Origin of the sequence: Micropruina sp. (assembly GCF_047602385.1) — a bacterium.
Taxonomy (GTDB): domain Bacteria; phylum Actinomycetota; class Actinomycetes; order Propionibacteriales; family Propionibacteriaceae; genus Micropruina.
The window spans coordinates 49527-72899 of sequence record NZ_JASGHL010000002.1 but is presented as its reverse complement, the minus strand read 5'-3'; the positions used below and the strand labels follow the sequence as shown (position 1 = coordinate 72899).

The following is a 23373-nucleotide window of genomic DNA, read 5'->3' as shown; positions in this document are numbered from 1 at the left end:
CGTGCTTTCCCCCGAAGAACAGCACGATTATCGGCAGCTTGAGCAGGCGATACAACTGAGCGAAACTACATTAGTTGCGCTCAGTAAACGAGTTGGCGACTCCTACTTTTCGTGATCTGTGGCACTGACACCTGGATCTGCGGTCAATTGGCCGCGCTGCGCCAACTCGTCGACGATTCGGGTATAGAACGCCTCATCGATGCGGTACTTGGCGCGGTAGATCAGATAACCCGCGACGATCAGGATCAGCGGAAGGACCAGCATCGCCAGCTTCATCATCAGCAGGCCCTCCGGTGTCACGTCGTCGGGTGTGGCGGCCGAGTTGATGCCCGACACGACCACGACCACGCTGACGATCTGGGTGCCCAGGGCGGCACCGACCTTGTTGATGAACGGCTGCAGGGCGAAGGTCACCGCGGCGTTCCGGTTGCCCAGCTTCCAGTGCCCGTACTCGATGCAGTCGGTCAGGAAGACCAGCATCAGTACCACCACGAACGACTGACCGACGAAGAGCAGCAAACCGGCGATGCCGATCCAGATCATGTTCATCGGGGCGAAGAAGAACAGGACGTAGCCCGCCACGATCGTGGCGGTGGCACCGGTGTACAAGGTGCGCCTGCTGAACCGGCGGCGGAACAGCGGGAAGATCAGGAACCCGGTGAGCTGGGCGACCCCGAGCACGGCGCCGAACGACGTGTACATGCCCTCGTCGCGATAGGCGTACTTGAAGAAGTAGATGCCGAACGAGGTGGTCGTCACGTAGCCGGTCATGAACAGCACCATCGCGATCGCCGTCCACAGCAACTGGTCGTTGCCGACCACCACCCGCCAGAGCCCGCGCAGCGTGACCTTCGGCTGTTCCACCGATAGCCGGGGCTCGCGGACGCCGACCAGGGTCACCAGTTGGCCGACGACCATGATCGCCACCACCGCGGCGGTGAACAGGAACCAGGCGCGGGTGCCGCTGCCCAGTGCCTGGGTCACCGGCAGGATCGCCACCACCACGCTGAACAGGCCGATGGTGGCGAAGATCTTGGCCAGTGCGCCGATCTTCTCGCGTTGTTTCTGGTCGAGCGTCAGAGCCGGCAGCAGCGCCCAGTAGGGAATGTCGTTCATCGTCCAGGTCAGGCCCCAGAGCAGGTAGAGCAGGGCGAATGCGGTGATGTAGCCGGCGTCCGGTAGGCCGAGGTCGGTGAACAGCAAGAGCGTGCACGCCGCCGAGGCGACCGCACCGGCCGCGATCCATGGCTTGTAGTGGCCCCACCGGCTCCGGGTGTTGTCGACGATCGACCCCATCACGATGTCCATCACGGCGTCGAACAGCCGGGCGCCCAGAATCAACCAGCCGGCCCACCAGACGAAGGTGTCGGAGGCGTTGAGTACTTCGGTGATGAAGACGATCAGATAGAGGCTGACCAGCGCGTACACCATGTCGCGGCCGAGCGTCCCGACGCTGAATGCCCAGCGGTTGCGGGCGAACAGAGCCTCGGGTGACCTGGGTGCCGGCCTCGCTGCCATGCCTCATCGTGGCGGCAGCCGGCACGGTTGTCGAGACCTTCGCGTTCGAACCCGGAAGGCTCGGACGGTGCCTCCGGCGAGAGCGGCGTCAGTGCGGTGTGGTGTTTCGTGAATAGATCTGGTGCGAGACGTGGCGCTGGTACATCTCATCGGTCACGCCGCGGGCGGCGGCGATCTCGGAGAAGAACCGTCCGGATTCGCGCATGGTCCGCTCCTGCGTCTCGTAGTCGACCCGGATCAGGCCGAACCGGGCGGACTCGCCTTCGAGCCATTCCCAGTTGTCCATGAACGACCAGTGATAGTAGCGCTCGATCGGCAGGTCGGAGTTGGCGATCTCCGACAGGTGCTCGTAGATGAAGCGGCTGCGGAAGCCGTCGTCCGAGTTGGCGGTGCCGTTCTCGGTGACGTACAGCGGTCCGGGGTGCGCTTCGTGCAGCCAGCGGGCGACCTCGATCAGGCCTTGCGGATAGATCTCCCAGCCCAACTCGTTGATCGGGACGTCGGCGCCCACTCCGTCGTCGAGCCGGCTGACCGTGCTGCGGGAGTAGTAGTTGATGCCGTGGAAGTCGTAGTAGTGGCCGGGCCGGATGCCGGGCGGCTGCGAGAGCGGTGCCAGGAACCTGCCCTTGCACATGGCCTTGGTGATCATCCGCTGGAACAGCCACTCCATGGTCTGCGCGGACGCCCAGTGTCCGGGATGCCAGGCGATCCGTGGCCGGAACACCCGCAGGTGCTGGGCGACGCCGACCCGGGCGTCCGGCTGCAGTTCGTGGATCAGTCGGTAGGCGTCGATGTGCGCGGCGGCCAGGTTCGTGTAGACACGGGTGAGTGTCTTCAGCGACCGGATTCCGGGCGGCCAGACGCCGAAGTAGTAGGCGTGGGTGGCATATATGTTCGGCTCGTTGATGGTGATCCACTCGTCGGCCAGATCGCCGAGCGCGGAGATCACCCGTTGGGTGTAGCGCTGGAAGGCGTCGGTGCCGTCGGGATTGAGGAAGGCTCCGGCGTCCTCGAACCAGGTCGGATTGTTGAAGTGGTGCAGGGTGACCAGCGGTTTGATCCCGGCGTCGCGCAGCCGTCCCAACTCGTCGCGGTAGTGGTCGATCGCGGTCGCATCGAACTCGCCGGGACCGGGTTCGATGCGGGCCCACTCCAGCCCGAGCCGGTAGTGCTGGACGTTGAGCGCCTTCAGCAGTTCGATGTCTTGAGGGACTCGGTTCCAGTGGTCGCAGGCTCGGGCCGGGCTCGAGCCGTCCTTGATGTGCCCCGGCTGCTCGGCCCAGCGATGCCAGTTCGTCCGGGCCTGACCGCCTTCGATCTGGGTGGCGGCGGTGGCGACGCCCAACTCGCAGTTCTTCAGACTGAACGCGTGCACACCGTCCCTTTCGCTTGTCTGCAAGTCATCGTCGGCGGTGTGGCAAGGGGTGTCAAACAGGCGTGCGGGTGAGCAGCCCGCTGAGCAGGGCCAATGCGCTGAGCGGCAGTTCCACCGAACCGATCACCGCCGGCCGCAGTGGGGCCGTCCGGGCCAGCCTCGGCAGCAGCCAGGTCCGGATGCTCGAGAGAGCGAAGAGCAGCAGCCAGGGCCAGCCGTCCGGCCAAGGCCACAGGATGGCGGCAGCGGCCGTCCAGCCAAGATGCCAGAGCAGCGAAGCGGCCTCGACGCCCCGGTTGCCGCGCTCCCGGATCAGGCTCTTGACGTGCAGCACGGTGCCGAAGAAATAGCCGAACAACGCCGCGGACGCGAGCACGGCCGGACGGCTGGCCGGCCAGTGCTCGATCACGGCGACCGGAGAGTCGTAGCACAGCGCCAGCAGCATCAGGCAGGCCGCCATCGTGGTCAGCGCGCCGCCGGCGATGGCGCGTTCATTGCGTCGACTCGCCAACCACAGGCCCGGGATGAGGAGGGTTGCGAAAGCCGGCACCCAGCCGATCAGCGCCGGGCCGGTACGAAGGAGGGCCAGCAGGCCCAATGCCGCCGCGGACGAGGTGTAGGTGAGCAGCGGCGCGAGGTGGCGGCTGCGCCTGCGGGGCGGGCTCTTCAGCCATTGGGACGCCGCGAAGAACCCGAAGTAGCCGGTCACGAAGCAGCCACCGAGCAGGACCGACCGGAGCGGGTCCGGGGGTGAACGAAGGGCCGAGCCGGTGATCAGCGGCACCGCCAGGATCGCCCAGGCGCCGTGCTGGTTGGGAAGCCATGAACCGGCGCGCAGGGACACGCTTTCGACCCTACTCATCGCCGCCGGCACCGGAGGGCACCTCATCACCGACGCGTACATCGCTGCACTGGCGCTGGAGCAGAGGTGTCCGGTGCTCACCTTCGATCGCGGCATCGCGCGGTTCGGGGTCGAGTGCGTGATTCCCGGGTGATTCCGGGACTGACCGGCCGATCCATCGCCGCCGTCGGTCATCGCCGCCGTCGGCCATCGTGGGCTTGATGATGCGGATCCGGCTCAGCTCTGACACACGGACCTGGTCACCAGATAGCCGCGATCGCGGGCGATGAGCGTGGTCGGCCCGATCGCTTGCCGTAGCCACGGCAGGTAGGGCAGATGCGCGTTGTAGACGCACCACAGTTCGCCGCCGAGGTTGAGCAGCCGGCCGGCCTGAGTGAACAGCTCCCGGGTCGGCGAGGTGTCCTTGGCGGCGCGGACGTGGAACGGGGGGTTGGTCACGATCAGGTCCACCCGGGCCGTCCGCCCGGCCAGTCCATCGCGACGCTGGACATCGACCGCGACGCCGTTCGCCGCCGCGGTGAGCCCGGTCGCGTCACACGCGCTCCAGGCGACGTCGATCGCCTCGACCCGGATGCCGCGCCGGGCCAGCAGGACAGCCAGGATCCCGCTGCCGCAGCCCAGATCGATCGCGGTGGACGCCGCCGGCAGTCGATCGAGACAACTCGCCAGCAGCGCGGTGCCGTGGTCGAGCCGATTGGTGCTGAAGGTGGCGCCGTGCGCCACCACGTCCATACCGAGGGACTCGACCCGCGCCGTCCGGGGCCAGGACGGCTCACCCGCGATCGGCCCCGAGGCGAGCAGCGCGCGGGCCTTGCGGTGCCCGAGCGACGCGGAAACGGATTCGAAGCTCCTTGCCAAAACGGTGTTCATGGCCCGGGAGAGGTGCTTGTCGCGCTCCCCGGCAATGACCCGGACGTCCGGATCTGCGTGTCGAGCGATCAGCTCGGCGTACTCGTCGACCGCGCCCACGGCGCGGGGGAGCCGCCACAGCACGGTCCGCGCGCCGGCGATTGCGGACGCCGGGGTGCCGACCGCCTCGACCAGCGGTGTCGCGGGCAGCGCCGACTCCGAGCGGACGTCGTCGCACCACGCCCGCACCCGCTGGCCCTGACCGGCGAGCGCCCCGGTGAGTGCGCCGTCCACGTCGTCCAGGACTGCGACCGGCCCGACGATCTCGCCGGCCTGGGCGAGCAGCAGCTCGGTGACGGCGTCGAGCCGCGGGGTGGGATCGTCATCCATGAGGTCAGGTAATCACCTTTGGCGCGGTGGTGGCCTAGATCGCCATCCCGGTACCACCGCGCGGCGGGGGTCGATACGCTGGGCGTGCTGCCTGGCACCCGGACACCGCTCCGCCGGGGGCGGGCACGCGGAGTCGCCGTCTTCGGCGTCCATGCAACGGAGCATCCGAAGGAGATTCATCACACGATGACCACCAAGTATGTGTACGAGTTCAGCGAGGGTGACGGTTCCATGCGGAACCTGCTCGGCGGCAAGGGCGCCAACCTCGCCGAGATGACCGGCCTCGGGATGCCGGTACCGCAGGGTTTCACGATCAGCACCGAGGCGTGCACCCGCTATTACGCCGACGGCGAGAAGATCGGCGACGACATCCGCGACGAGATCGTCCGCTATATCGGCACCCTGGAAGAGCTGACCGGGAAGAAATTCGGCGATCCGGACAACCCGTTGCTGGTGTCGGTGCGGTCGGGTTCGCGGGCGTCCATGCCGGGCATGATGGACACCATCTTGAACCTCGGGATGAATGAGCAGGTCGTCGAGGCGTTCGCCCGAAAGACCGGCAACCCGCGCTTCGTCTACGACTCCTACCGCCGCTTCATCCAGATGTACTCCGATGTCGTCATGGAGGTCGGCAAGGCGTACTTCGAGGAACTCATCGATGAGATGAAGGAGCACAAGGGTGTCAAGGACGACCTCGAGTTGGACGCCGACGATCTGAAGGAACTGGCTCGGCAGTTCAAGGCGGAGTATCAGAACAAGATCGGTGCCGAGTTCCCGTCCGACCCGATCGAGCAGCTGTTCGGCGCCATCAAGGCGGTCTTCCGCTCGTGGGACAACCCGCGCGCGGTCTACTACCGCCGGCTCAACGACATTCCCTCCGACTGGGGGACCGCGGTCAACATCCAGGCCATGGTGTTCGGCAACCTCGGCGACACCTCCGGCACCGGCGTGGCGTTCTCGCGCAACCCGGCGACCGGCGACTCCGGGCTGTACGGCGAGTTCCTGATGAACGCCCAGGGTGAGGACGTGGTGGCCGGCATCCGGACGCCGCTGACCATCGACCAGCTGAAGAGCCAGAACCCGGCGGTCTACGACGAATTCCAGACCATCGTCGACAAGCTCGAAGACCATTACCGCGACATGCAGGACATGGAGTTCACCATCGAAGAGGGCAAGCTCTTCATGCTCCAGACCCGCAACGGCAAGCGCACCGCGGCGGCGGCGTTCAAGATCGCCTGCGACCTGGTCGACGAGGGCATGATCGACTCCAAGAAGGCCGTGTCGATGATCGACCCCAAGCAGATCGACGCGCTGCTGCACCCGCAGTTCGACGCCGACGAGCTCAAGGGCGCGACGCCTATCGGCAAGGGCCTGCCGGCATCGCCGGGTGCCGCCTGCGGCCAGGTGGTGTTCACCTCCGACGAGGCCGCCGCTCGCGGCAAGCGCGGCGAGGACGTCGTCCTGGTCCGGCTGGAGACCACACCCGAGGACATCGAGGGCATGCACTACGCCAAGGGCATCCTGACCGCGCGCGGCGGGATGACGTCGCACGCGGCGGTGGTGGCCCGCGGCATGGGCACCTGCTGCGTGTCGGGCCTGGGCGAGATCACCTTCGGCGTCCGCAGCTTCAGCCTGGGCGGGAACACCTACAACGAGGGCGACTGGATCTCGCTGGACGGCTCCACCGGCAATGTCTACGGCGAGCAGATCAAGACCGTCCCGGCCGAGATCGGCGGCTACTTCGGCCGGATCATGGAGTGGGCTGATGAGTACCGGACGATGAAGGTCCGCACCAACGCCGACACCCCGGTGGACGCTCAGCAGGCCCGCGAGTTCGGCGCCGAGGGCATCGGGCTGTGCCGCACCGAGCACATGTTCTTCGAGCTCGACCGGATCGCAGCGATCCGGGAGATGATCGTGTCGAAGACCGTCGAGCAGCGCGAGGCCGCGCTGGCCAAGCTGCTGCCAATGCAGCGCGGGGACTTCGAGGGCATCTACGAGGCGATGGAGGGCTATCCGGTCACCATCCGGCTGCTCGATCCGCCGCTGCACGAGTTCCTGCCGCACGACCATTCCGACGTCGTTGCGCTGGCCCGGCAGATGAACATGGAAACCTCCGCGCTGGAGGCGGTCATCGATTCGCTGCACGAGTTCAACCCGATGATGGGCCACCGCGGCTGCCGTCTCGATGTCACCTATCCCGAGATCGGCGCCATGCAGACCCGGGCGATCATCGAGGCAGCGATCAATGTGCAGAAGGCGCACCCGGAGTGGAACCTGGTTCCCGAGATCATGATCCCGCTGGTGGGTGAGGTGAAGGAGCTGGCGTTCGTCAAGAAGATCGTCACCGACACCGCCGACGCGATCATCGCCGAGGCGGGCGTGGACCTGAAGTACCTGGTCGGCACCATGATCGAGATCCCGCGGGCGGCGCTGACCGCTGACGAGGTCGCCACCGAGGCCGAGTTCTTCTCGTTCGGCACCAACGACCTCACCCAGATGACGTTCGGCTTCAGCCGCGACGACGCCGGGAAGTTCCTCGACGCCTACTACGAGAAGAAGATTCTACGAGTTCGACCCGTTCGCCCGGCTCGACCAGATCGGTGTCGGCAAGCTGGTCGAGACCGCGGTCAAGCTCGGCAAGCAGTCGCGTCCGGACATCAAGCTCGGGATCTGCGGCGAGCACGGCGGTGACCCGTCGTCGATCGACTTCTGTCAGCGGGTCGGACTGGACTACGTGTCCTGCTCGCCGTTCCGGGTGCCGATCGCCCGGCTCGCCGCCGCCCAGTCGGCGCTGGCGGCCGGCTGACCTGAAGGCCCATCGTGGCCGGCCCGGCGGGGCCGGCCACGAGGACCCGCGGTTCGCGGTTCGGCGCCGACTCGCGCTCACCGGGAGCGGCGCCGGTGCGCTGCGACCCCCGCCGCGGGGGTCTCCGGATCGGGATGGACGGGAGCGCGTCGTTGACTCCGCCGGTGCGGTCCGTGGCAAAGTGAGCGCAATGAGGCGATGCGCGGTTGTGCTGCTCGGCGTCCTGCTGGCCGTCGTGGTGGGTTGTGCCCGGCAGTCGCCGGTGCCGACCTCGACCCCGACGACAAGCCCGGTCGTCGCCACCCTGCGGATCGGCATGACGCCCGATCCGACCACCGGTGTGCTGGCCGAGTTGTACCTGCAGGCGCTGGTCGGGAAGGGGCGGACGGCGTCCGTCGTCGAAGTCGCCGAGGACCCGAACACCCAAGTGAGCCGCTTGATGGCGGGCGAGCTGGACGTCGTGCCGACGTTCGCCTGGACCGCCGCTCAGGCACTGGAGGTCGACACCTCCGATCCGCAGCGACTGGTCCCCGACCTGGCCGCTGCGCTGGATGAGGAGGTGGCGGTGCTACAGCCGTCCGCGATCGACCGCGGCTGGCGTTACGTGTCCACCCGCGCCGACGCGTCCCTGCTGGATGTCACGGCGACGACCACGGTGGTCTCGGCGGAACGTTGGCGCACGGCCCCCGACGGGCAGGCCGGGCTGGCCGCGATCTATGGCGCGAAACCCTCGGTGAAGGTGGTCGACGATGTGAATCAGCGGCTCGCCGAGGTGAAAGCCGGGGCCATCGGCGTGTTCGACGCAACCGATCCGCAGGTGGCGGACGCCGAGGTGAAGCCGGTCGACGATCCCAAGACGATGATCGCCGCGGACCCCCAGACCGCCCTGCTGCGACTCGAACTCGCCGATGACGACACGGTCCTGGACGTCGTGCAGCAACTGCACGCGACGCTGGACAACGCGGCCGTCATCGGAATCCGGACGCGGGCCGCCGCGGTCGGCGTCCCCACTGCGGTGACCGAATGGCTGCAGGCACATCCGCTGAAGTGACGGCGGGCCGGCCGCTTCTGGTCGAGCACAACCGGTCTGCGGGACCGACCAGCTCAACCGCCGAAGAGGACACCCCAGGTGCGTACCGAGACGATTCCGGTTTGCGGTAGTTTCGTCTTCTTTTGCAGTTCCTTGACCGCTTTGAGGGTCTTCGAGCCGAATGTCCCACCGCCGTCCACCGGGTACTTCCGTGATTTCAGCAGCGCGTGCAGCGCATTCACCTGGGTGCCCTTGGCCCCCTTGCGGACGTCCGGGGTGAGCCGGGTGAGGGTGAGCGGATCGGCCTTTCCGGTGACCGGCAGCTTCCGCTTCTTCTGGTACGCCTTGACCGCGGCGACGGTGTCGGTGCCGTAGTAGCCGGTCGCCTTCACCATCCCGCCGGACTTGAGGAGGAGGTTCTGCAGGGCGGTCACCCTGGCGCCCCGGCCACCCTGCTTCAGGGTGTGGGAAATGTGCAGGTCGTATTTCGTCAGGCCATACCGGGTGATCAGTGTGCTGACCTTGGAAGCATATGACTTGCTGGTTGACCAACCGGCCTTGACAAGCGCTTTCAGGAACTCCTTCGGATTCCGGTGGGCCTTCATGGCTGCCCGGTAGCGCGCGCCGCTCGACAACACGGCGCCCTGATCTGCCACCGAAGCGCTCATCGACTTGTATCGGCGGTACGTGGTGCCGCCGACCTTTGTGCACGTCGCGGACGCCTTGGTCTTGATGCCGCCACAGCGCAGTCCGAAGTAGTTCTTGGTCTTCTTCGTCACCGCGCTCTTGCCGGAATTCGAGTGGTACAGCGCTTGGGCGATCGTCACCGATGCCGGCACCCTGGTGGCGGCCTGATTGCGTTGTGCCAGCGGTGCCAGAGCCGAGATCAAGCCCTTGTTCGGATCAGGCTTGGGCTTCGGCTTGGGCTTCGGCTTGGGCTTGCTGGGGACGTCGAAGCGGTACAGGTTCCACCGCTTCATCAGGCCGATCACGAGCGTGGAGTAGTTCGGGTCGGTCGCATAACCGGCCTTGTGGACGGCACGGATGAATTTGTCCGGATCGTTGGGATACTTGAACGCCGGGTTGTAGCGATCGGCGTAGTTCAGCAGGCGTCCATGATCGAGGAACGACTTCTCCATCGATGAATAGACCCGGAAGCGGCTCACATACTTTTTCTTCTTGCCCTTCACGTACTCGTAGGACTCCAGTGCCACGCACCCCTTCTGGTAAGGGCTGACGGCGGCGCCACACTTGATCCCGAAGTAATTCTTGTACTTGGTGGAGAGGCCGGAAAGCCCCCACCCCGACTCGAGCATCGACTGCGCGATGGTCACCGCCCGGGGAACGCCGTACTTCTTCTTGGACGCCTTCGCCGCCTCGGCCGCTCTCGCGATGTAGGCCTGATAGTCGACCGCCGCCTCGCTGTCCTCGGCTCCCACGGTTGCGGTGACGAGCCCGGCCCCGGTCAGGGCAATGGCGAGGAATGCGGCCCGGAGCCGGACGGACGGGTGGGTCATGACCAGGATTCAAACCTGAGAGCCGCCCGAGAGCCACCTGAACTCTCGACTCGTTCTCGATGCCGCGTCCGTTGACATGGCTCTGACTACGGGTCTTACCATCGCTAACCCTCAACGTCCGGATGACATCGGGGATCGGCTACCTCGACGACTGGTCCGGATCGGGGGTCGCCGTCGGGATGCCGACGGCGAACACCGTCCGGCCGGGCCGGGAGTCGACGGAGGCGGTTCCGTGATGGGCCGCGACGACCGCGGCGACGATCGCCAGGCCGAGCCCGGTGGATGACCCGCCCTGGATCCGGACCCGGCTGACCTCGGCCCTGGTGAAGCGTTCGAACACGGTCGCCTGCAGCTCCGGGGGCACACCCGGCCCGTCGTCGGTGACGGTGATCACCGCCATGCCGTCGGCAACGGTGACCGCGGTCTCCACCCGGGTGCCGGCCGGCGTGTGCGTGCGGGCGTTGGCGAGCAGGTTGGCCAGCACCTGGTGCAGGCGGTACCGGTCGCCGAGGGCGAAGACCGGCTCGTTCGGCAGCGCCAGTGACCATCGGTGGTCGGGACCGGCGACCCGGGCGTCGCTGGTGGCGTTGAGCACGATCTCGGTGAGGTCGGTGGGGCGCAGGTCGAGCGCCGGGCCGGAGTCGAGCCGGGCCAGCAGCAACAGGTCCTCGACCAGGCTGCTCATCCGGTCCGACTCCGACTCGATCCGGCCCATCGCGTGTGCCATCGCCGAAGACATCTGGTCCCGCTCGCGGCGGGTCAGCTCCGCATACCCGCGGATCGCCGCCAGCGGGTTACGCAGCTCGTGCGAGGCGTCCGCGACGAACTGCCGCAGCTTCACCTCGGACGCGTGCCGGGAGGCGAGGGCGCCTTCGACGTTGTCGAGCATGTGGTTGAAGGCCAGCCCGACCCGTCCGACCTCGCTGACCGGATCGGTGTCGGCGGCATTCACCCGGACGATGCCTTCCACCTCACCGCTGTTCAGCGGCAGGTTGGAGACCGCGGTCGCGGTGGCCGCCAGCCGGTTCAGCGGGGCCAGGCTGTGCACCACGACGCTGCGTGCGGCCAGCACCGCGACCACGATCACCGCGCCGGTGAGCAGCGCCTCGAACACCACCAGGGAGGTCATCGCGCTCGAGACCTGGCTCAACGGCAGCCCGACGATCACTCGCGTCGAACCACCGCTGGCCGCGGTGACCCGGTACACGCCGTAGCCGGTGAGGTGCACGGTCGATCGGGCGCCGGTTCCGAGCGCGAGCGCGGCCAGCTGCTGCTGGGCGTCCGCCGAGAGCGAGGTGTACCGGACGCCGTCGTTGCTGGCCCGGTCGACCAGGATCACCCCGCTGGTCAGGACCGAGGTCTGGGTGAAGAAGATCGTGCCGATCTCCTGCCCGCTCGGCGTCGGACCTCCCGACGAGGGCCCGCCCGGTCCGGGGCCGCCCTGCCGGGAGATCGCGCGGTCGAGGCGAGCGTCCACCTGGCCGACCTGGATGTTGTAGGCGGCCAGCGCGACCACGGCGCTGAGCCCGATCGCGACGATGGCGACGAGCGCGGCGACGCGCACCACCAGCCGTCGTCCGAGGGTTCCCCTGGCGAGGGGGCGCAGGGTCGCCGGCTGGGTCGTCGGCTGGGTCGGCGTGGCGGCGATCGGTGGGGTGCTCATTCCGCCGCCGGCTTGAGCACGTAGCCGGAGCCCCGCAGGGTATGGATCATCGGGGTCCGGTTGGCGTCGATCTTCTTGCGCAGGTATGAGATGTACAACTCGACGACGTTGGCCTGGCCGCCGAAATCGTAGTTCCACACCCGGTCCAGGATCTGCGGCTTGCTGAGCACCCGGCGCGGGTTGCGCATCAGGTAGCGCAGCAGCTCGAACTCGGTGGCGGTCAGCTGGATCTCCTCGCCGGCCCGGGTGACCTCGTGGGAGTCCTCGTCGAGCACCAGGTCGCCGACCACCAGCTGTGAGCCGGGGCGCAGGGTGGTGGCGCCCGAGCGGCGCAGCAACCCGCGCAGCCGGGCGATCAGCTCCTCCAGCGAGAACGGCTTGGTGACGTAGTCGTCGCCGCCGGCGGTGAGGCCGCCGATCCGGTCCTCGACGGCGTCCTTGGCGGTCAGGAAGATGACCGGGACGTCCGGCTGCTCGGTGCGGATCCGGCGCATCACCTCGAGGCCGTCGAAGTCGGGCAGCATCATGTCGAGCACGATGGCGTCCGGACGGACATCGCGGGCCACTTTCACCGCGTCCAGGCCGGAGCCGGCGGTGGCCACCTCCCAGCCCTCGTAGCGCATCGCCATGCTGAGCAGTTCGGTCAGGCTGGACTCGTCGTCCACCGTCAGGATCTTGATCGGCGTGCCGTCCGGCCTGGTGAGTGGTTCGTTGCCACCGCGGGTGCTGGTCGTCATGTGTTCAATCTGTCAGGGGCCTGTGAGGCTGGGCTAGGGGCCGGCTGTGCGTTTCCTGTGAGCCCGGGGCCGATCGCTGCGAGGATGGACGGATGCACAACCGGGTGGTGGACGGCTGGCGGCTCGCGGTGGGCACCCTGACGATTCTGCCGGTGTCGCCACCGCGGAGCGTTGACCGGAGGGTCGCCGGCGTTGCCGCGGTCGTGTCGCCGATCGCGTTCGCCCCGGTCGCGCTGGCTGCCGGGCTGGGCGGGTGGGGTCTGGCTCGGGTGTTGCCGGTGGCGGTGGTTGCGTTGCTGATGATCGGACTGGTGGCCTGGCTCACCCGCGCCATCCATCTCGACGGCCTCGCCGACACCGCCGACGGCCTGGGTTCGGGCCGCCCGGCCGAACGGGCGCTGGAGATCATGCGTCGCGGCGACATCGGGCCGATGGGGGTGGTCACCCTGATCGTCGTGCTCGGCGTGCAGGTGGCGTCGGTGGCTGCGCTGGCGGGACGTCCCTGGGGCTGGCTGGCAGTGGCGACGGCGTTGGCTGCCGGACGCGGGGCGCTGGTGATCGCCGGACGCCGCGGGGTGCCGGCAGCCCGGCCCGACGGTCTGGGCGCCGTGTTCGCGTCCAGCGTTCCGGTGGTCCTCGCGGCCGGCGTATGGCTGTTCCTGGCGCTCGCCCTGAGCGTCGCCGCGCAACTGTCCGCGGGACGCTGGTGGCTCGGTCTGCTGGCGGCGATCGCCGGTGCCACGATCGCCTGGTGTCTGGTCCGGACGGCGTCCCAACGACTCGACGGGATCACCGGTGACGTCCTGGGTGCCTCGGTCGAGGTGGCCACAGCCGGCGTCCTGGTAGTCCTGACGGCCGGCTGAGTGTGCGGCACGCAGCGCGAGGCCGCCCCGAATCTCCGGGGACGGTTCTTTTGATGCGAAACTCGCACGTTGGGGGACGGTTCTTTCGATGCCAAAGTCGCACGCCGGGGGACGGTTCTTTCGATGCCAAAGTCGCACGCCGGGGGACGGTTCTTTTGATGCGAAAGTCGCACGCGGGGGGACGGTTCTCGAGCCTAGACCCGTCCCCGGACGTGCGAGTTTCGAACGTAAAGAACCGTCCCCGGACGTGCGAGTTTCGAACGTAAAGAACCGTCCCCCAACGTGCGAGTTTCGCATCGAAAGAACCGTCCCCGCAGTGCGGGAAAGTCCGTGTCTGGTTCACAGGTGAAGCGGACGTCCGGCCACCATCAAGACGACGTCGTCGCTGGCGGCGGCGAGGCGCTGGTTGGTGCGGCCCAGCAGGTCGGCGAACAGGCGCCCGGACGGGTAGGGCGAGACAAGTCCCCAGCCCACCTCGTTGGTGACTGCGACGACCGTATACGGGTGCTGTTGCCAGGAGTCGAGCAGGGCCTGCAGGGCGTCGTCGAAGCGATGGCGCCAGTTGTCGAACGGCTGCTCCCAGGCGTCCCAGGCATCGATCGACCGGGTCAGCCAGGTGCCGATGCAGTCGATCAGTACCGGCGAGTCGGTGGCGGCCAACGCGCCCGCCAAGTCGATCGTCTCGACCGTCCGCCAGTGCGCGGGCCGCCGGCGTCGATGGTCATGGACGCGGGCGGCCCACTCGGGGTCGGACGCCGGGTCGGCCGGGTAGCCGGGGGTCAGGTACATCACCGTCGCCGCGTCGGCCAGGAGGGCCTCGGCGTAGGCAGATTTGCCCGAGCGGACGCCGCCGGTGACCAGAACCTTGCCCATGCTGCGAACCCTACGCGGGCTCACGCGCGCCGAGTCGCCGGGGCAGGACGGATTTCAGGCTGCGACGAAATCGGTATCGCGATCTGCCTGATGCCAAGCCGGAGACAGGTCAGCGGGCGGAGAAGCGCCGAAGGCTGGGGTCGGGGGCCACCCAGTCGATGGTGTGATCGGTCACGCGTCCGGGACGGCCGCGACGGGTGGGCTGCTCGATCAGGGCGCTGATCAGGGTGCCGAGCGCTTCGGTGCTGCCCTGCGCGTTCACCTCGACCTGGCCGTCCGGCAGATTCTCGGCGTACCCCACCAGTTGAAGCTCGCGGGCCAGGTCCGCCGTCCACCAACGGAAACCGACACCTTGGACGTAGCCGTCGACTCGGATCACCGCTCGTTCCATGACACGACCCTAACCTTCGATTCGACCGGCGTCGCCAGCGGCCACGCTCTCAACGGGCCGACGGCGCCGCGCGGGAATGCGCGACACCGTCGGACTCATCAGGCCCGACCGTGATCGGGCAATGGATGGCGGCTCAGTTCTGGGCTCTGCCCCAGCCGGCCTCTTCGGCAGCATCCTTGGCGCCGTCCTTGACCGCTTCGCCGGCCTGCTTGACCTTGGCGCCGGCCTGGTCGGCAGCGCCTTCAGCCTGGAGTCGCTCATTGTCCGTGGCGTCTCCGACGGCCTCTTTGACCTTGCCGCCGACCTCTTGAGCCTTGTTCTGGATCTTGTCGCCGATACCCATGCGTCCTCCTTTGTGGTGCCGGGTGCACCGTCTTGGCCAGGCTAGCCCGCCCTCAGGGGCGCCCAACTACCCTTTGGGGTGATCCGGCTCACCCAGATCGGACGGGACTCAGACGATGTCGGCGACCGTCGCCCCGAGCGCCGCGAGCATCGCGGCGGCGTCCACACCGAGCGCAACGCCATGGACGCCGCTGCCCAGCGAGACTCGGCGTCCGGCGAGTGAGGCGTCCGCGATCACCGGCCAGGCGGTCCGGGCGCCGAACGGGGTGATGGTGCCTCGCCGGTACCCGGTGGCGGCGTAGGCGGCCTCGGCGTCCGGCATGGACAACCGGGACACCCCGAGCAGCGCGCGCAGCTTGGGCCAGGAGATCTCACGGTCGCCGGGGACCAGGACGAAGAGGAAATCGTCCGGACCTCGCCGCACCACCATGGTCTTGACGATGTCGGACGGCCGGACGCCGCGGGCGGCGGCCGCCTCAACCAATGACCTCACCGGCCCGTGCCTGGTCACACTGACCTCCAGTCCGAGCGCGCGAGCAGCGGCCAGCGCCGGTGGATCCGGCGTCGGGTCGTCGGGCGTCACCGGCTCAGGCGTGCAGGTAGCCGAGCAGGTGGTTGCGCTCGTCGAGCAGCTGGTCGATGCGGTGCTTCACCACGTCGCCGATCGAGATCACCCCATGCAGCTCGCCGTCCACGACCACCGGGAGGTGGCGAATCCGTTGGTAGGTCATGGTGTGGGCGGTCTCCTCCAGGGTGTCCGCAGGGGTGCAGGTGTGCACGGTCGCCGTCATGATCTCGCTGACCGGCAGCGTCAGCACGTCCGCGCCGATGCTGCCCAGCTTCCGGACCACGTCTCGCTCGCTCACGATCCCGTCGACGTGGGCGCCGTCGGTGGAGACGACCACGGCTCCGATCCGGTGCTCGCCGAGCAACGCCACCAGTTCGTCCACCGTCGCCTCGGGCCGGACCGTGACGACGTCGGCACCCTTGCCTCGGATGATGTCTTCGATCCTCATAGTCGGAACGTACCCGCCGGTTCGGACCGAGGGAAGCAATTCGGGCAACTGCCGCTCGTCCCCCCGCAAGGCACCCCGACGCCGCACTGGGCGCCGCACGCTCGGGCCGAGCCAGCCAGTATCCTCAGCCTGCCGGCAACCCGCGCTCCCCTGAGGAAGCGCTGATCATCGTTGGTCGAGCTTGTCGAGACCTCTCCCGTAACGGGGTTTCGACAAGCTCAACCAGCGACACCCTGCATGATCAGCGCTTCCTCAGGGGGAGCGCGGGTGCCGGGCCGAACTGCGAACCGTCCACCTGGAGAGGAAGGTCATGACGGAACCGTCCCCGATCACCCGTGCTGTGCGGGCGGGCATCGACACCGACCTGACCCACGGCGCCGTGGTGCCGCCGATCTATCTGAGCACCACGTACACCTTCGCCGAGTTCGGCGTGCCGCGCGCCTTCGACTATGCGCGCCGCGGCAACCCGACCCGGGCCGCGGCCGCCGAGGCGATCGCCGGCCTGGAGGGCGGTGCCGGGGCGGTGGTCACCGCCAGTGGGATGGGTGCGATCACCGCCGTGGTCAGCGCGTTGCTGAAGCCTGGGGACGTCCTGGTCGCGCCGCACGACTGCTACGGCGGCACCTGGCGGCTGTTCGACGCGCTCGCCGGCAAGGGCAGCTTCGAGCTGGTGCTGGCCGACCTGACCGATCCGCAGGGGGCCGCGGAGGTGATCCGGACCCGGCGTCCCACGTTGCTGTGGCTCGAGTCGCCGTCCAACCCGCTGCTCCGGATCACCGACATCGCCACCTTGGCGACCGAGGGGCACGCGGTCGGTGCGACCGTGGTGGTCGACAACACCTTCTGCACCCCGCTGGGGCAGCGTCCGCTCGCGCTGGGCGCCGACCTGGTGGTGCACTCGGCCACCAAGTACCTCTCCGGGCACTCGGACGTGGTGGCCGGCGCGATCGTCGGCAGCGACGACGAGCAGGTCCAGGATCTGGCCTGGTGGGCGAACTGCCTGGGGGTCACCGGGGGAGCCTTCGACTCGTACCTGCTGCTGCGCGGGCTGCGCACCCTGCACGCCCGGATGGCCCACCACGAGAGCAACGGCGCCGCGGTGATCGACCTGCTGGCCGGGCACCCGGCGGTCGCCGCGGTGTATCACCCGAGCCTGCCCGATCATCCGGGACACCAGCTGGCGGCCACCCAGCAGCAATTGTTCGGCGGGATCGTCACCTTCGAGCTGCACGGTGGCCTGGACGCCGCGAAGACCTTCATGGAGGGTCTCACCCTGTTCTGTCCGGCCGAATCGCTCGGCGGCACCGAATCGCTGGTCTCCCATCCCGGGACGATGACCCACGCGTCCATGCCGCCGGAGGTGCAGGCGGCCGCCGGCATCACGCCGGGCATGATCCGGCTCAGCATCGGCATCGAGCACGTCGACGATCTGCTGGCCGACCTGCGCGGGGCGCTGGATCGGCTGCCCCTGACAAGGGGTTTCATAAGCTCAATCGGCACGGGTTTCGACGCTCAACCAGTCGTTCAGAAGCCGGACGTCACCCGCTTCTTCCGCGGTCGCTCGACCAGCGCCCGCAGCAGGAACATCAGGTTCGCGGGTCGCTCGGCCAGCCGCCGCATGAAGTAGGCGTACCAGTCGGTGCCGAACGGCACGTAGACCCGCACCGGATGGCCGAGGCGGGCGAGGCGGCGCTGCTCGTCGGCACGGATGCCGAGCAGCATCTGGAACTCATAGGACGACGTGGCCCGGTCGACCCGGTTCGCCTCGGCGCTGACATGCTCGATCATCGTGCTGTCGTGAGTGGCGAACAGCGGACGTCCGGCACCCTCGAGCAGGATGGACGCGCATCGCCGGTAGTTGCGGTCGACAGCGCCCTTGGCCTGATGAGCGACCTCCGCAGGTTCGGCGTAGGCACCCTTGCACAGCCGGACCCGGTCGCCCTCGCCGGTCTGCGCGACGCAGTCCCGCCCGGTGCGGAACAGCATGGCCTGCAGCACGGCAGCCACCCACGGGTAGTCGCGGCGAAGCGCCCGCACAGTGCGCAAAGTGGCGTCGGTGGAGGTGTGATCCTCCATGTCGACGGTCACCGTGGTGCCGGCCCGGGCGGCGGCGGCACAAATCACCCGGGCGTTGTCGAGGGCCAGCTCGTAGCCGTCCTTGAGCAGCGAGCCGAGCGCGGACAGCTTGATCGAGACCTCGACCCGGTCGCCGATCCCTTCGGCCGCGATCCGGGCCAGCAGGTCGGCGTAGGTGTCGGTGACCCGGTCGGCCTGCGCCACGGTGACGGTGTCTTCGCCCAGGAAGTCGATGGTGGCCAGCAGGCCTCCGGCCAGCAGTTCGTGCACCACCCGCAGGCAGTCGTCGATGCTCTCGCCCGCGACGAAGCGCTGCACCACCCGCCGGGTCGGCGGGAACCTCACGACTGCCCGCTTCACCAGCGGCGACCGGGACAGCCCCAGCAACACCGTCTTCAGCAACCTGGCCTCCTCGCGGAATCGACGGCCGATCGATGGGACCGGATCGGCCTCACGGCACCAGACCCTAGTGGACGGCTGCCGAAACCGGCGCCTGAGAGAAGAGGTCAGCCGCGCAGCGAAGCGACGAACTCGACGAAATCGGCCGAGTCCAGCGAACTGACCGCGAGCACGGCCCGCTCGGCAATGGTGGCCAGCACCGCCGGATCGGTGTTCACCGCAACGAAGGACGCCCCGGCGGCCTCGGCGGCGACGGCGTCCAGTGCGGTGTCGCCAAGAACCAGCAGCGGCCCGTCGCCGGCCAGCAGCCGAGCCTGACGGCCGAGCTCGGCGCGGTCGCTGACGTAGCCGCCCGAGGCGAACAGATTCCAGTCGACGGCGTCCAGGTCGAACCCGGAGGTGCGCAGCTTGGTCCGTGCGCGCAGCGGGGTGTTCCCGGTCAGCAGCCCGTTCCGCCAGCCGGCGCGCCTGGTCAACTGAAGCGCCTCGCGGGCGCCCGGGACCGGCACCCGCGGGGTGTGTTCGTAAAACTCGGCGGACAGCCGGTCGAGGGTCAGCAGGTACTCGTCCACCCGGGACGCCGCCAGCCCGGCCGCCGCCAGATGCGCCTCGGCGAGCCGCCGGTCGGTGAACCCGTCGCGGGGCCCGGTCGGCGCCACCGGCTCGACGCCGAGCGCCGCGATCGTCTCGCTGAACAGGTCGGCGCGGCCCTTCGGGCTCTGCACCAGGGTGCCGTCGATGTCCCAGAAGGCGGTGATCACCCGTTCACCCTACGGTCAAACCCGTCGACCGATCGGCTCACCCGCTGCCGACCTGGCGCGAGCCCACCTCCCGCACCAGTTCCACCGTCAGCCCGTCCAGGTGCGGCAGCACCACCGATGCTCTGGCCAGCACCTCGTCCGGCGGGGGAAGGAAGGGACGCGGGACCGCGATCACCGGCATCCCCGCGTTCAGTCCGGCCAGGATGCCGTTGGCGGAGTCCTCGACCACGACCGTCCGGGCGGGTTCGACACCGAGTTGCTCTGCGGCCCAGTGGAAGGCATCCGGTGCCGGCTTGCCGCATCCCGCCCCTTCCTCGGTGGAGCGGACGACGTCGATCAGCTCCCGGACCCCGAGTGCGTCCAGGGCGTGCTCGATCAGCACCCGGGGCGACGAGGACGCCACCGCGAGCGGCCAGTGCGCGGCGAGCCGGCGCACCACCTCCCGAGCGCCGGGCAGCACCGGCAGGTCCTGGTGGTAGCGGGCGGTGAGCGCGTCGATGGTGCGCTCGGCCGCGACCTCGGCGGTGGCGCCGATGCCGGCCACCTCCGACATGTAGGCCGACCACTCCCGGGTGCTCATGCCCATCACCGCCCGGCTCGCGGAGTCGGGCCACTCGGTGCCGTCCTCGGCGGCGAGCGCCCGGCGCACCTGGTCCCAGACCGGCTCGGTGTCGATCAGGGTGCCGTCCAGATCGAAGATGACGGCCTGCGTCATGCTGGCAACCTCTCCCGGGTGGGCTCAGGACAGGCCGCGCAACCGCACCGACAGGCAGGTCACACAGCCCTCGAGCTTCTCGAACTCGCTGATGTCCACCGGGACCGGGGTGTAGCCGCGCTCGGCGAGCAACTCGGCGGTCTTCGGCGCGGACGCCGAGATCAGCAGCCGGTCCTCGTTGAGCAGCACGACGTGGGCGCCGTCCGGTTCGGGAACCTCCAGGTACTTCGGGAAGTAGTCCGGGTCGTCCACGAACGACGGATGGCCCAGCACGGTGCCGTCCGGCAGCGCGGTGACCGCGGACTTCAGGTGCAGCACCTTGGTGATCGGCACCTCGACGACCCGGGCGCCGAGCGGCTCCAGCGCGGCGGCGAGTTGCCGGGCACCCTCGGAGTTGGTCCGGTCGCCGATGCCCACCCAGACGGTGCGGTCGTGCTTGAGGACGTCGCCGCCGTCCAGGGTTCCGGGTGCGGTGATCCGGGCGATCCGGTAGCCGAGGCTGCGGACGGCCAGTTCGGCGCCGGGCAGCTCGGCACGCCGCTCGTCGGCCCCTGGGTGGGCGATCACCGCCACGTCGGCGTAGGTGACCATGGTGTCCTCGATGAAGACGCCGTCCGGGCAGTCCGGGGCGGCCGGCGCCTCGATGGTCTCCCAACCGTTGGCCTCGAGCGTCGCCCGGTAGCCCTCCCACTGCTGCAGGGCGCGGTCGACGTCTATCGGCTGGCGTTCGATGTGGGTGAGCAAACCTTCGGCCAACCGAGGCGAAGGGCGCCGGACTAGAGCTCGCTGATCATGCACAGGCCCAGTCTGGCGGTTATGTCGCACGCGCACCGGACGCCGCGCCGGTTGTGGACGGCCGGTCAGCTCCGCGCCGCCGACCTGGCCGGGCTCGCCTCCCTCGCCGGCGGCCGCGGATTAGCATCGACGCATGCGCGAACTGGTGAACCTCAGCGTGGACCGGACGCGCGGGCTGCCCGAGCCGGCCGGCCGGTCGCTGCAGTTCGTCGCCCGGCTCGACGACCGGGAGTCCCCGCTGGAGGCGCTGATCACCGGCGATGAGCCGGCCGCGGACCTGTTGGTCTACTTTCCTGGGTTCAACACCCCGCTCGGCCCGTGGGAGACCGCGAAGTGCCGGATGCTCGCCACGTCGTTCGGCGAGCCGGTGCTGCTCACCGAGATACCCGGGATGAGCCGGTTCGGTGACGCCCTCCCGGGCCGGGTCCGCAAACGGATGCTGCGCGGCGACATCGAGGCCTGGGCCGAGCTGATGGTGGACTACCAGCTGGCGGCGCTGGACGCGCTCGGGCGGACGCGGCCGGCCCGGGTGGACCTGATCGGATACTCAACCGGCTGCTCGCTGGCGGTGGCGGCCCTGCGGCGCTGGCAGCAGCTGGCCGACGTCCGCTCGATGACCATGATTGAGCCGGTCGCGACCCTGTCGCGCAGTCTGCTGACGCTCGAACTGCACAACCTCGCCGACGTGCTGCGCCAGCCCGCGAGCTATGCCACCAACCATGCCCACGACTGGGTGATGCGGGCCAGGCGCAGGCAGCTGCGGGAACCGTGGGTGCGGTACGGCGCGGTCGACCTGGTGGCGATCGGCCAGGTGCTGGCCCAACCCCACCTGCCCGGAGATCTGCCGCTGGACGGCTCGCTGGTGGTCAACCTGGTCCGCGGCGAGCGCAGCGACCTGTGCCAGCGCGAGGCTTTCGGGGTGCTGCACGAGCTCGCCCCGGAGGCCGGCCTGACGGTGGAGGTCGCCGGCCTCGGACATCCGTTGTGGCATTCGTTCCCGGTGCTGGACGCGCTGGTGCCGTTGCTGGGACGCGCCGTTCAGCAGGGCGGCGGCAGGGTGATCGAGTCGTCGACGCCGCGGTAGCCGATGGCGATCCGGTCGACCACGTCACCGTCGTCCACCAGGTAGGCGATGTACTGGTTGGGGCTGGTGATCGCCCAGTGGGTGACCCGGACGCCGCCCTCGGTCATCTCGGTCGACTTCAGCGAACTTCCGTAGGCGGACCTGAGTTCGGCCAGGGTGGCCCCGATCCGGATGCCGCGGCCACTGGGGAACGCGGCGCTGCGGATGTCGATGGCACTCACCCGGCCCCCCGATGCGTAGACCCGGACGTCGCCGAGGAGATCCGTCGGGGACTGCGAACTGCACGCGTTCGGCACTTGCTGAAGGACGCCGAGTTCGACCGCGTCCGCCCAGTCCAAGCCGAGTTTCACCGGCCCGAGCCCGTCGATGAGGAAGTTCCAGCCCAGCCGGTTCGAGGCGTCGTTGAGGCCGTTGGTCGGGGTTGGGGTCGGCGTTGGGGTGGGCGTCGGGGTAGGGGTCTGGGTGGGCGTCGAGGTGCGCGTCGGGATCCGGCTCGGCTGCGGAGTCGGCGACGAGGACGTCGGGGCCGGGGTGGCGGTGATCGTGGGGGTCTCGCTGATCACCCGGATCGGGACGGCCCGGGTCGGCTCGGCCGACGGGCGGACCAGGAAGAACCAGGCCAGGAACAGCACGATCACCCCGGTCATCGCACCCAGCGCGATCGAGCGTCCGATCGAGTGACTGGGGTCGGCACTCCCTGCTGCGGGAGGGCGTCGCGATGACCCCGGCGGCGAGGACGCCGGGGACGGGGTGGACGTCGCCGAGCGAGGCGGCGGTGCCGCTGGGCCGGGAGCCGGTGCCGGGTTTGCGCGGGAGCCGGGAGCCTGCTTCGGGGTTGCGCGGGGGGTGCCGGCGGGCGATCGAGTGGCTGGGGTGGCGGCATCGGTGGGTGGTGCCGAGGTGGTTCCCGGCCGTCCGTGCGCGCCGTCCGGATCGGTCTGGGCACGCTCGCCGCGGTAGCTCAGCCCGGCGTCGGTGTCGCTCTGCGGCTGGAAGAACCAGCCGGTCTCCTCACCCCACAGATCGGCGTCCGCGCGCTCGCCGGGACGATCGTTCGGCACGGGTTCGTCTCCTTCGCCTCGGGAACTGCCGGCATCCAATCTGACACGCTATGGCTTCCGCGCGAGCCGCGGGAGACCCCTTCGGCCGGCCCCTGGGATCGTAGCTCTGCCCCGAAACACCTTGTCAGCAGGGAAGAGTTCGGCGTCCAGCAAGAAATCCGGGCAACTGGTGTGTCTCGATCCGCGAGCGCGGAATACCTTCTCGTCGGATGTAGTTGAGTCAGGTGCGCTCAACTTTGCGATTGAG

At 68.9% G+C, this 23373-nt stretch carries 22 protein-coding genes and 1 pseudogene; 6 read left to right on the top strand and 17 right to left on the bottom strand.

From position 1 onward, the window contains the following. Positions 1-102: 102 nt before the first annotated feature. The 3 genes from QM711_RS05275 to QM711_RS05265 form a co-directional block, all read right to left on the bottom strand. Positions 103-1518, bottom strand: a complete 1416-nt coding sequence (locus QM711_RS05275) for a glycoside-pentoside-hexuronide (GPH):cation symporter (RefSeq protein ID WP_415097026.1) — start codon at positions 1516-1518, stop codon at positions 103-105. A gap of 88 nt (positions 1519-1606) precedes the next feature. Next, positions 1607-2893, bottom strand: a complete 1287-nt coding sequence (locus tag QM711_RS05270; RefSeq protein WP_415097024.1) for a glycoside hydrolase family 1 protein — start codon at positions 2891-2893, stop codon at positions 1607-1609. 52 nt (positions 2894-2945) lie between these two features. Then, entirely contained in the window at positions 2946-3737 is a 792-nt protein-coding gene (locus QM711_RS05265; protein ID WP_415097022.1) for a YwiC-like family protein, read from the bottom strand. Between QM711_RS05265 and QM711_RS05260 the strand changes: the two genes are divergently transcribed. Next, positions 3664-3888, top strand: a complete 225-nt coding sequence (locus QM711_RS05260) for a PIN domain-containing protein (RefSeq protein WP_415097020.1) — start codon at positions 3664-3666, stop codon at positions 3886-3888. The genes QM711_RS05265 and QM711_RS05260 overlap by 74 nt on opposite strands. 83 nt (positions 3889-3971) lie before the next feature. Here QM711_RS05260 and QM711_RS05255 read toward each other — a convergent pair whose 3' ends face one another. After that, a complete protein-coding gene (locus QM711_RS05255) occupies positions 3972-4994 on the bottom strand; it encodes a class I SAM-dependent methyltransferase (protein ID WP_415097018.1) in 1023 nt (340 codons plus the stop codon). A 186-nt stretch (positions 4995-5180) separates the two neighbouring features. Here QM711_RS05255 and ppdK point away from each other — a divergent pair. After that, positions 5181-7803 (top strand): annotated as a pseudogene (gene ppdK, locus QM711_RS05250) (pyruvate, phosphate dikinase). A 190-nt stretch (positions 7804-7993) separates the two neighbouring features. Then, complete coding sequence (locus tag QM711_RS05245) at positions 7994-8854, top strand: hypothetical protein (protein ID WP_415097016.1); 861 nt, start codon at positions 7994-7996, stop codon at positions 8852-8854. A 53-nt stretch (positions 8855-8907) separates the two neighbouring features. On the opposite strand, the gene QM711_RS05240 is transcribed toward QM711_RS05245, so the two are convergent. The 3 genes from QM711_RS05240 to QM711_RS05230 form a co-directional block, all read right to left on the bottom strand. Beyond that, complete coding sequence (locus QM711_RS05240) at positions 8908-10350, bottom strand: glucosaminidase domain-containing protein (RefSeq protein WP_415097014.1); 1443 nt, start codon at positions 10348-10350, stop codon at positions 8908-8910. A 139-nt stretch (positions 10351-10489) separates the two neighbouring features. Beyond that, positions 10490-12013 (bottom strand): sensor histidine kinase, encoded by a 1524-nt coding sequence (locus tag QM711_RS05235; RefSeq protein ID WP_415097012.1) that lies wholly within the window; start codon positions 12011-12013, stop codon positions 10490-10492. Then, positions 12010-12750 carry a response regulator transcription factor gene (locus QM711_RS05230; protein ID WP_415097010.1) on the bottom strand — a complete coding sequence of 247 codons (741 nt, stop codon included), beginning with the start codon at positions 12748-12750 and terminating at the stop codon, positions 12010-12012. The genes QM711_RS05235 and QM711_RS05230 overlap by 4 nt, the downstream gene beginning before the upstream one ends. A gap of 92 nt (positions 12751-12842) precedes the next feature. Between QM711_RS05230 and QM711_RS05225 the strand changes: the two genes are divergently transcribed. Then, the gene (locus QM711_RS05225) at positions 12843-13613 is read left to right on the top strand and encodes an adenosylcobinamide-GDP ribazoletransferase (protein WP_415097008.1); all 771 of its coding nucleotides are present in this window, start codon (positions 12843-12845) and stop codon (positions 13611-13613) included. 339 nt (positions 13614-13952) lie between these two features. On the opposite strand, the gene QM711_RS05220 is transcribed toward QM711_RS05225, so the two are convergent. From QM711_RS05220 to QM711_RS05200, 5 genes are all read right to left on the bottom strand, one after another. After that, complete coding sequence (locus tag QM711_RS05220; protein ID WP_415097006.1) at positions 13953-14486, bottom strand: bifunctional adenosylcobinamide kinase/adenosylcobinamide-phosphate guanylyltransferase; 534 nt, start codon at positions 14484-14486, stop codon at positions 13953-13955. 109 nt (positions 14487-14595) lie between these two features. Then, the gene (locus QM711_RS05215; RefSeq protein ID WP_415097004.1) at positions 14596-14877 is read right to left on the bottom strand and encodes an acylphosphatase; all 282 of its coding nucleotides are present in this window, start codon (positions 14875-14877) and stop codon (positions 14596-14598) included. A 133-nt stretch (positions 14878-15010) separates the two neighbouring features. Further along, on the bottom strand, positions 15011-15220 hold the full coding sequence (locus QM711_RS05210; RefSeq protein WP_415097002.1) for a CsbD family protein: 210 nt from the start codon (positions 15218-15220) through the stop codon (positions 15011-15013). 108 nt (positions 15221-15328) lie between these two features. Continuing rightward, on the bottom strand, positions 15329-15802 hold the full coding sequence (locus QM711_RS05205) for an aminoacyl-tRNA deacylase (RefSeq protein ID WP_415097000.1): 474 nt from the start codon (positions 15800-15802) through the stop codon (positions 15329-15331). Between the two features lie 4 nt (positions 15803-15806). Then, positions 15807-16235, bottom strand: a complete 429-nt coding sequence (locus QM711_RS05200; RefSeq protein WP_415096998.1) for a CBS domain-containing protein — start codon at positions 16233-16235, stop codon at positions 15807-15809. A 310-nt stretch (positions 16236-16545) separates the two neighbouring features. On the opposite strand from QM711_RS05200, the gene metB reads away from it, so the two are divergent. Beyond that, positions 16546-17862, top strand: coding sequence for a cystathionine gamma-synthase (gene metB / locus QM711_RS05195; protein ID WP_415096996.1), 1317 nt, complete (start codon positions 16546-16548; stop codon positions 17860-17862). On the opposite strand, the gene QM711_RS05190 is transcribed toward metB, so the two are convergent. From QM711_RS05190 to ddaH, 4 genes are all read right to left on the bottom strand, one after another. Further along, positions 17760-18713: a proline dehydrogenase family protein gene (locus QM711_RS05190; protein WP_415096994.1), complete on the bottom strand. Its 954-nt coding sequence runs from the start codon at positions 18711-18713 to the stop codon at positions 17760-17762. The two genes, metB and QM711_RS05190, sit on opposite strands and share 103 nt — an antisense overlap. A 104-nt stretch (positions 18714-18817) precedes the next feature. Beyond that, positions 18818-19471, bottom strand: a complete 654-nt coding sequence (locus tag QM711_RS05185; protein ID WP_415096992.1) for an HAD family hydrolase — start codon at positions 19469-19471, stop codon at positions 18818-18820. A gap of 37 nt (positions 19472-19508) precedes the next feature. Continuing rightward, positions 19509-20186 carry an HAD family hydrolase gene (locus QM711_RS05180; protein WP_415096990.1) on the bottom strand — a complete coding sequence of 226 codons (678 nt, stop codon included), beginning with the start codon at positions 20184-20186 and terminating at the stop codon, positions 19509-19511. Positions 20187-20210: 24 nt separating this feature from the next. Further along, positions 20211-20984, bottom strand: a complete 774-nt coding sequence (gene ddaH, locus QM711_RS05175) for a dimethylargininase (protein WP_415096988.1) — start codon at positions 20982-20984, stop codon at positions 20211-20213. A 130-nt stretch (positions 20985-21114) separates the two neighbouring features. On the opposite strand from ddaH, the gene QM711_RS05170 reads away from it, so the two are divergent. Then, the gene (locus tag QM711_RS05170; protein WP_415096986.1) at positions 21115-22065 is read left to right on the top strand and encodes a hypothetical protein; all 951 of its coding nucleotides are present in this window, start codon (positions 21115-21117) and stop codon (positions 22063-22065) included. On the opposite strand, the gene QM711_RS05165 is transcribed toward QM711_RS05170, so the two are convergent. Beyond that, complete coding sequence (locus QM711_RS05165) at positions 22020-23126, bottom strand: hypothetical protein (protein ID WP_415096984.1); 1107 nt, start codon at positions 23124-23126, stop codon at positions 22020-22022. The two genes, QM711_RS05170 and QM711_RS05165, sit on opposite strands and share 46 nt — an antisense overlap. Positions 23127-23373 lie beyond the last annotated feature (247 nt).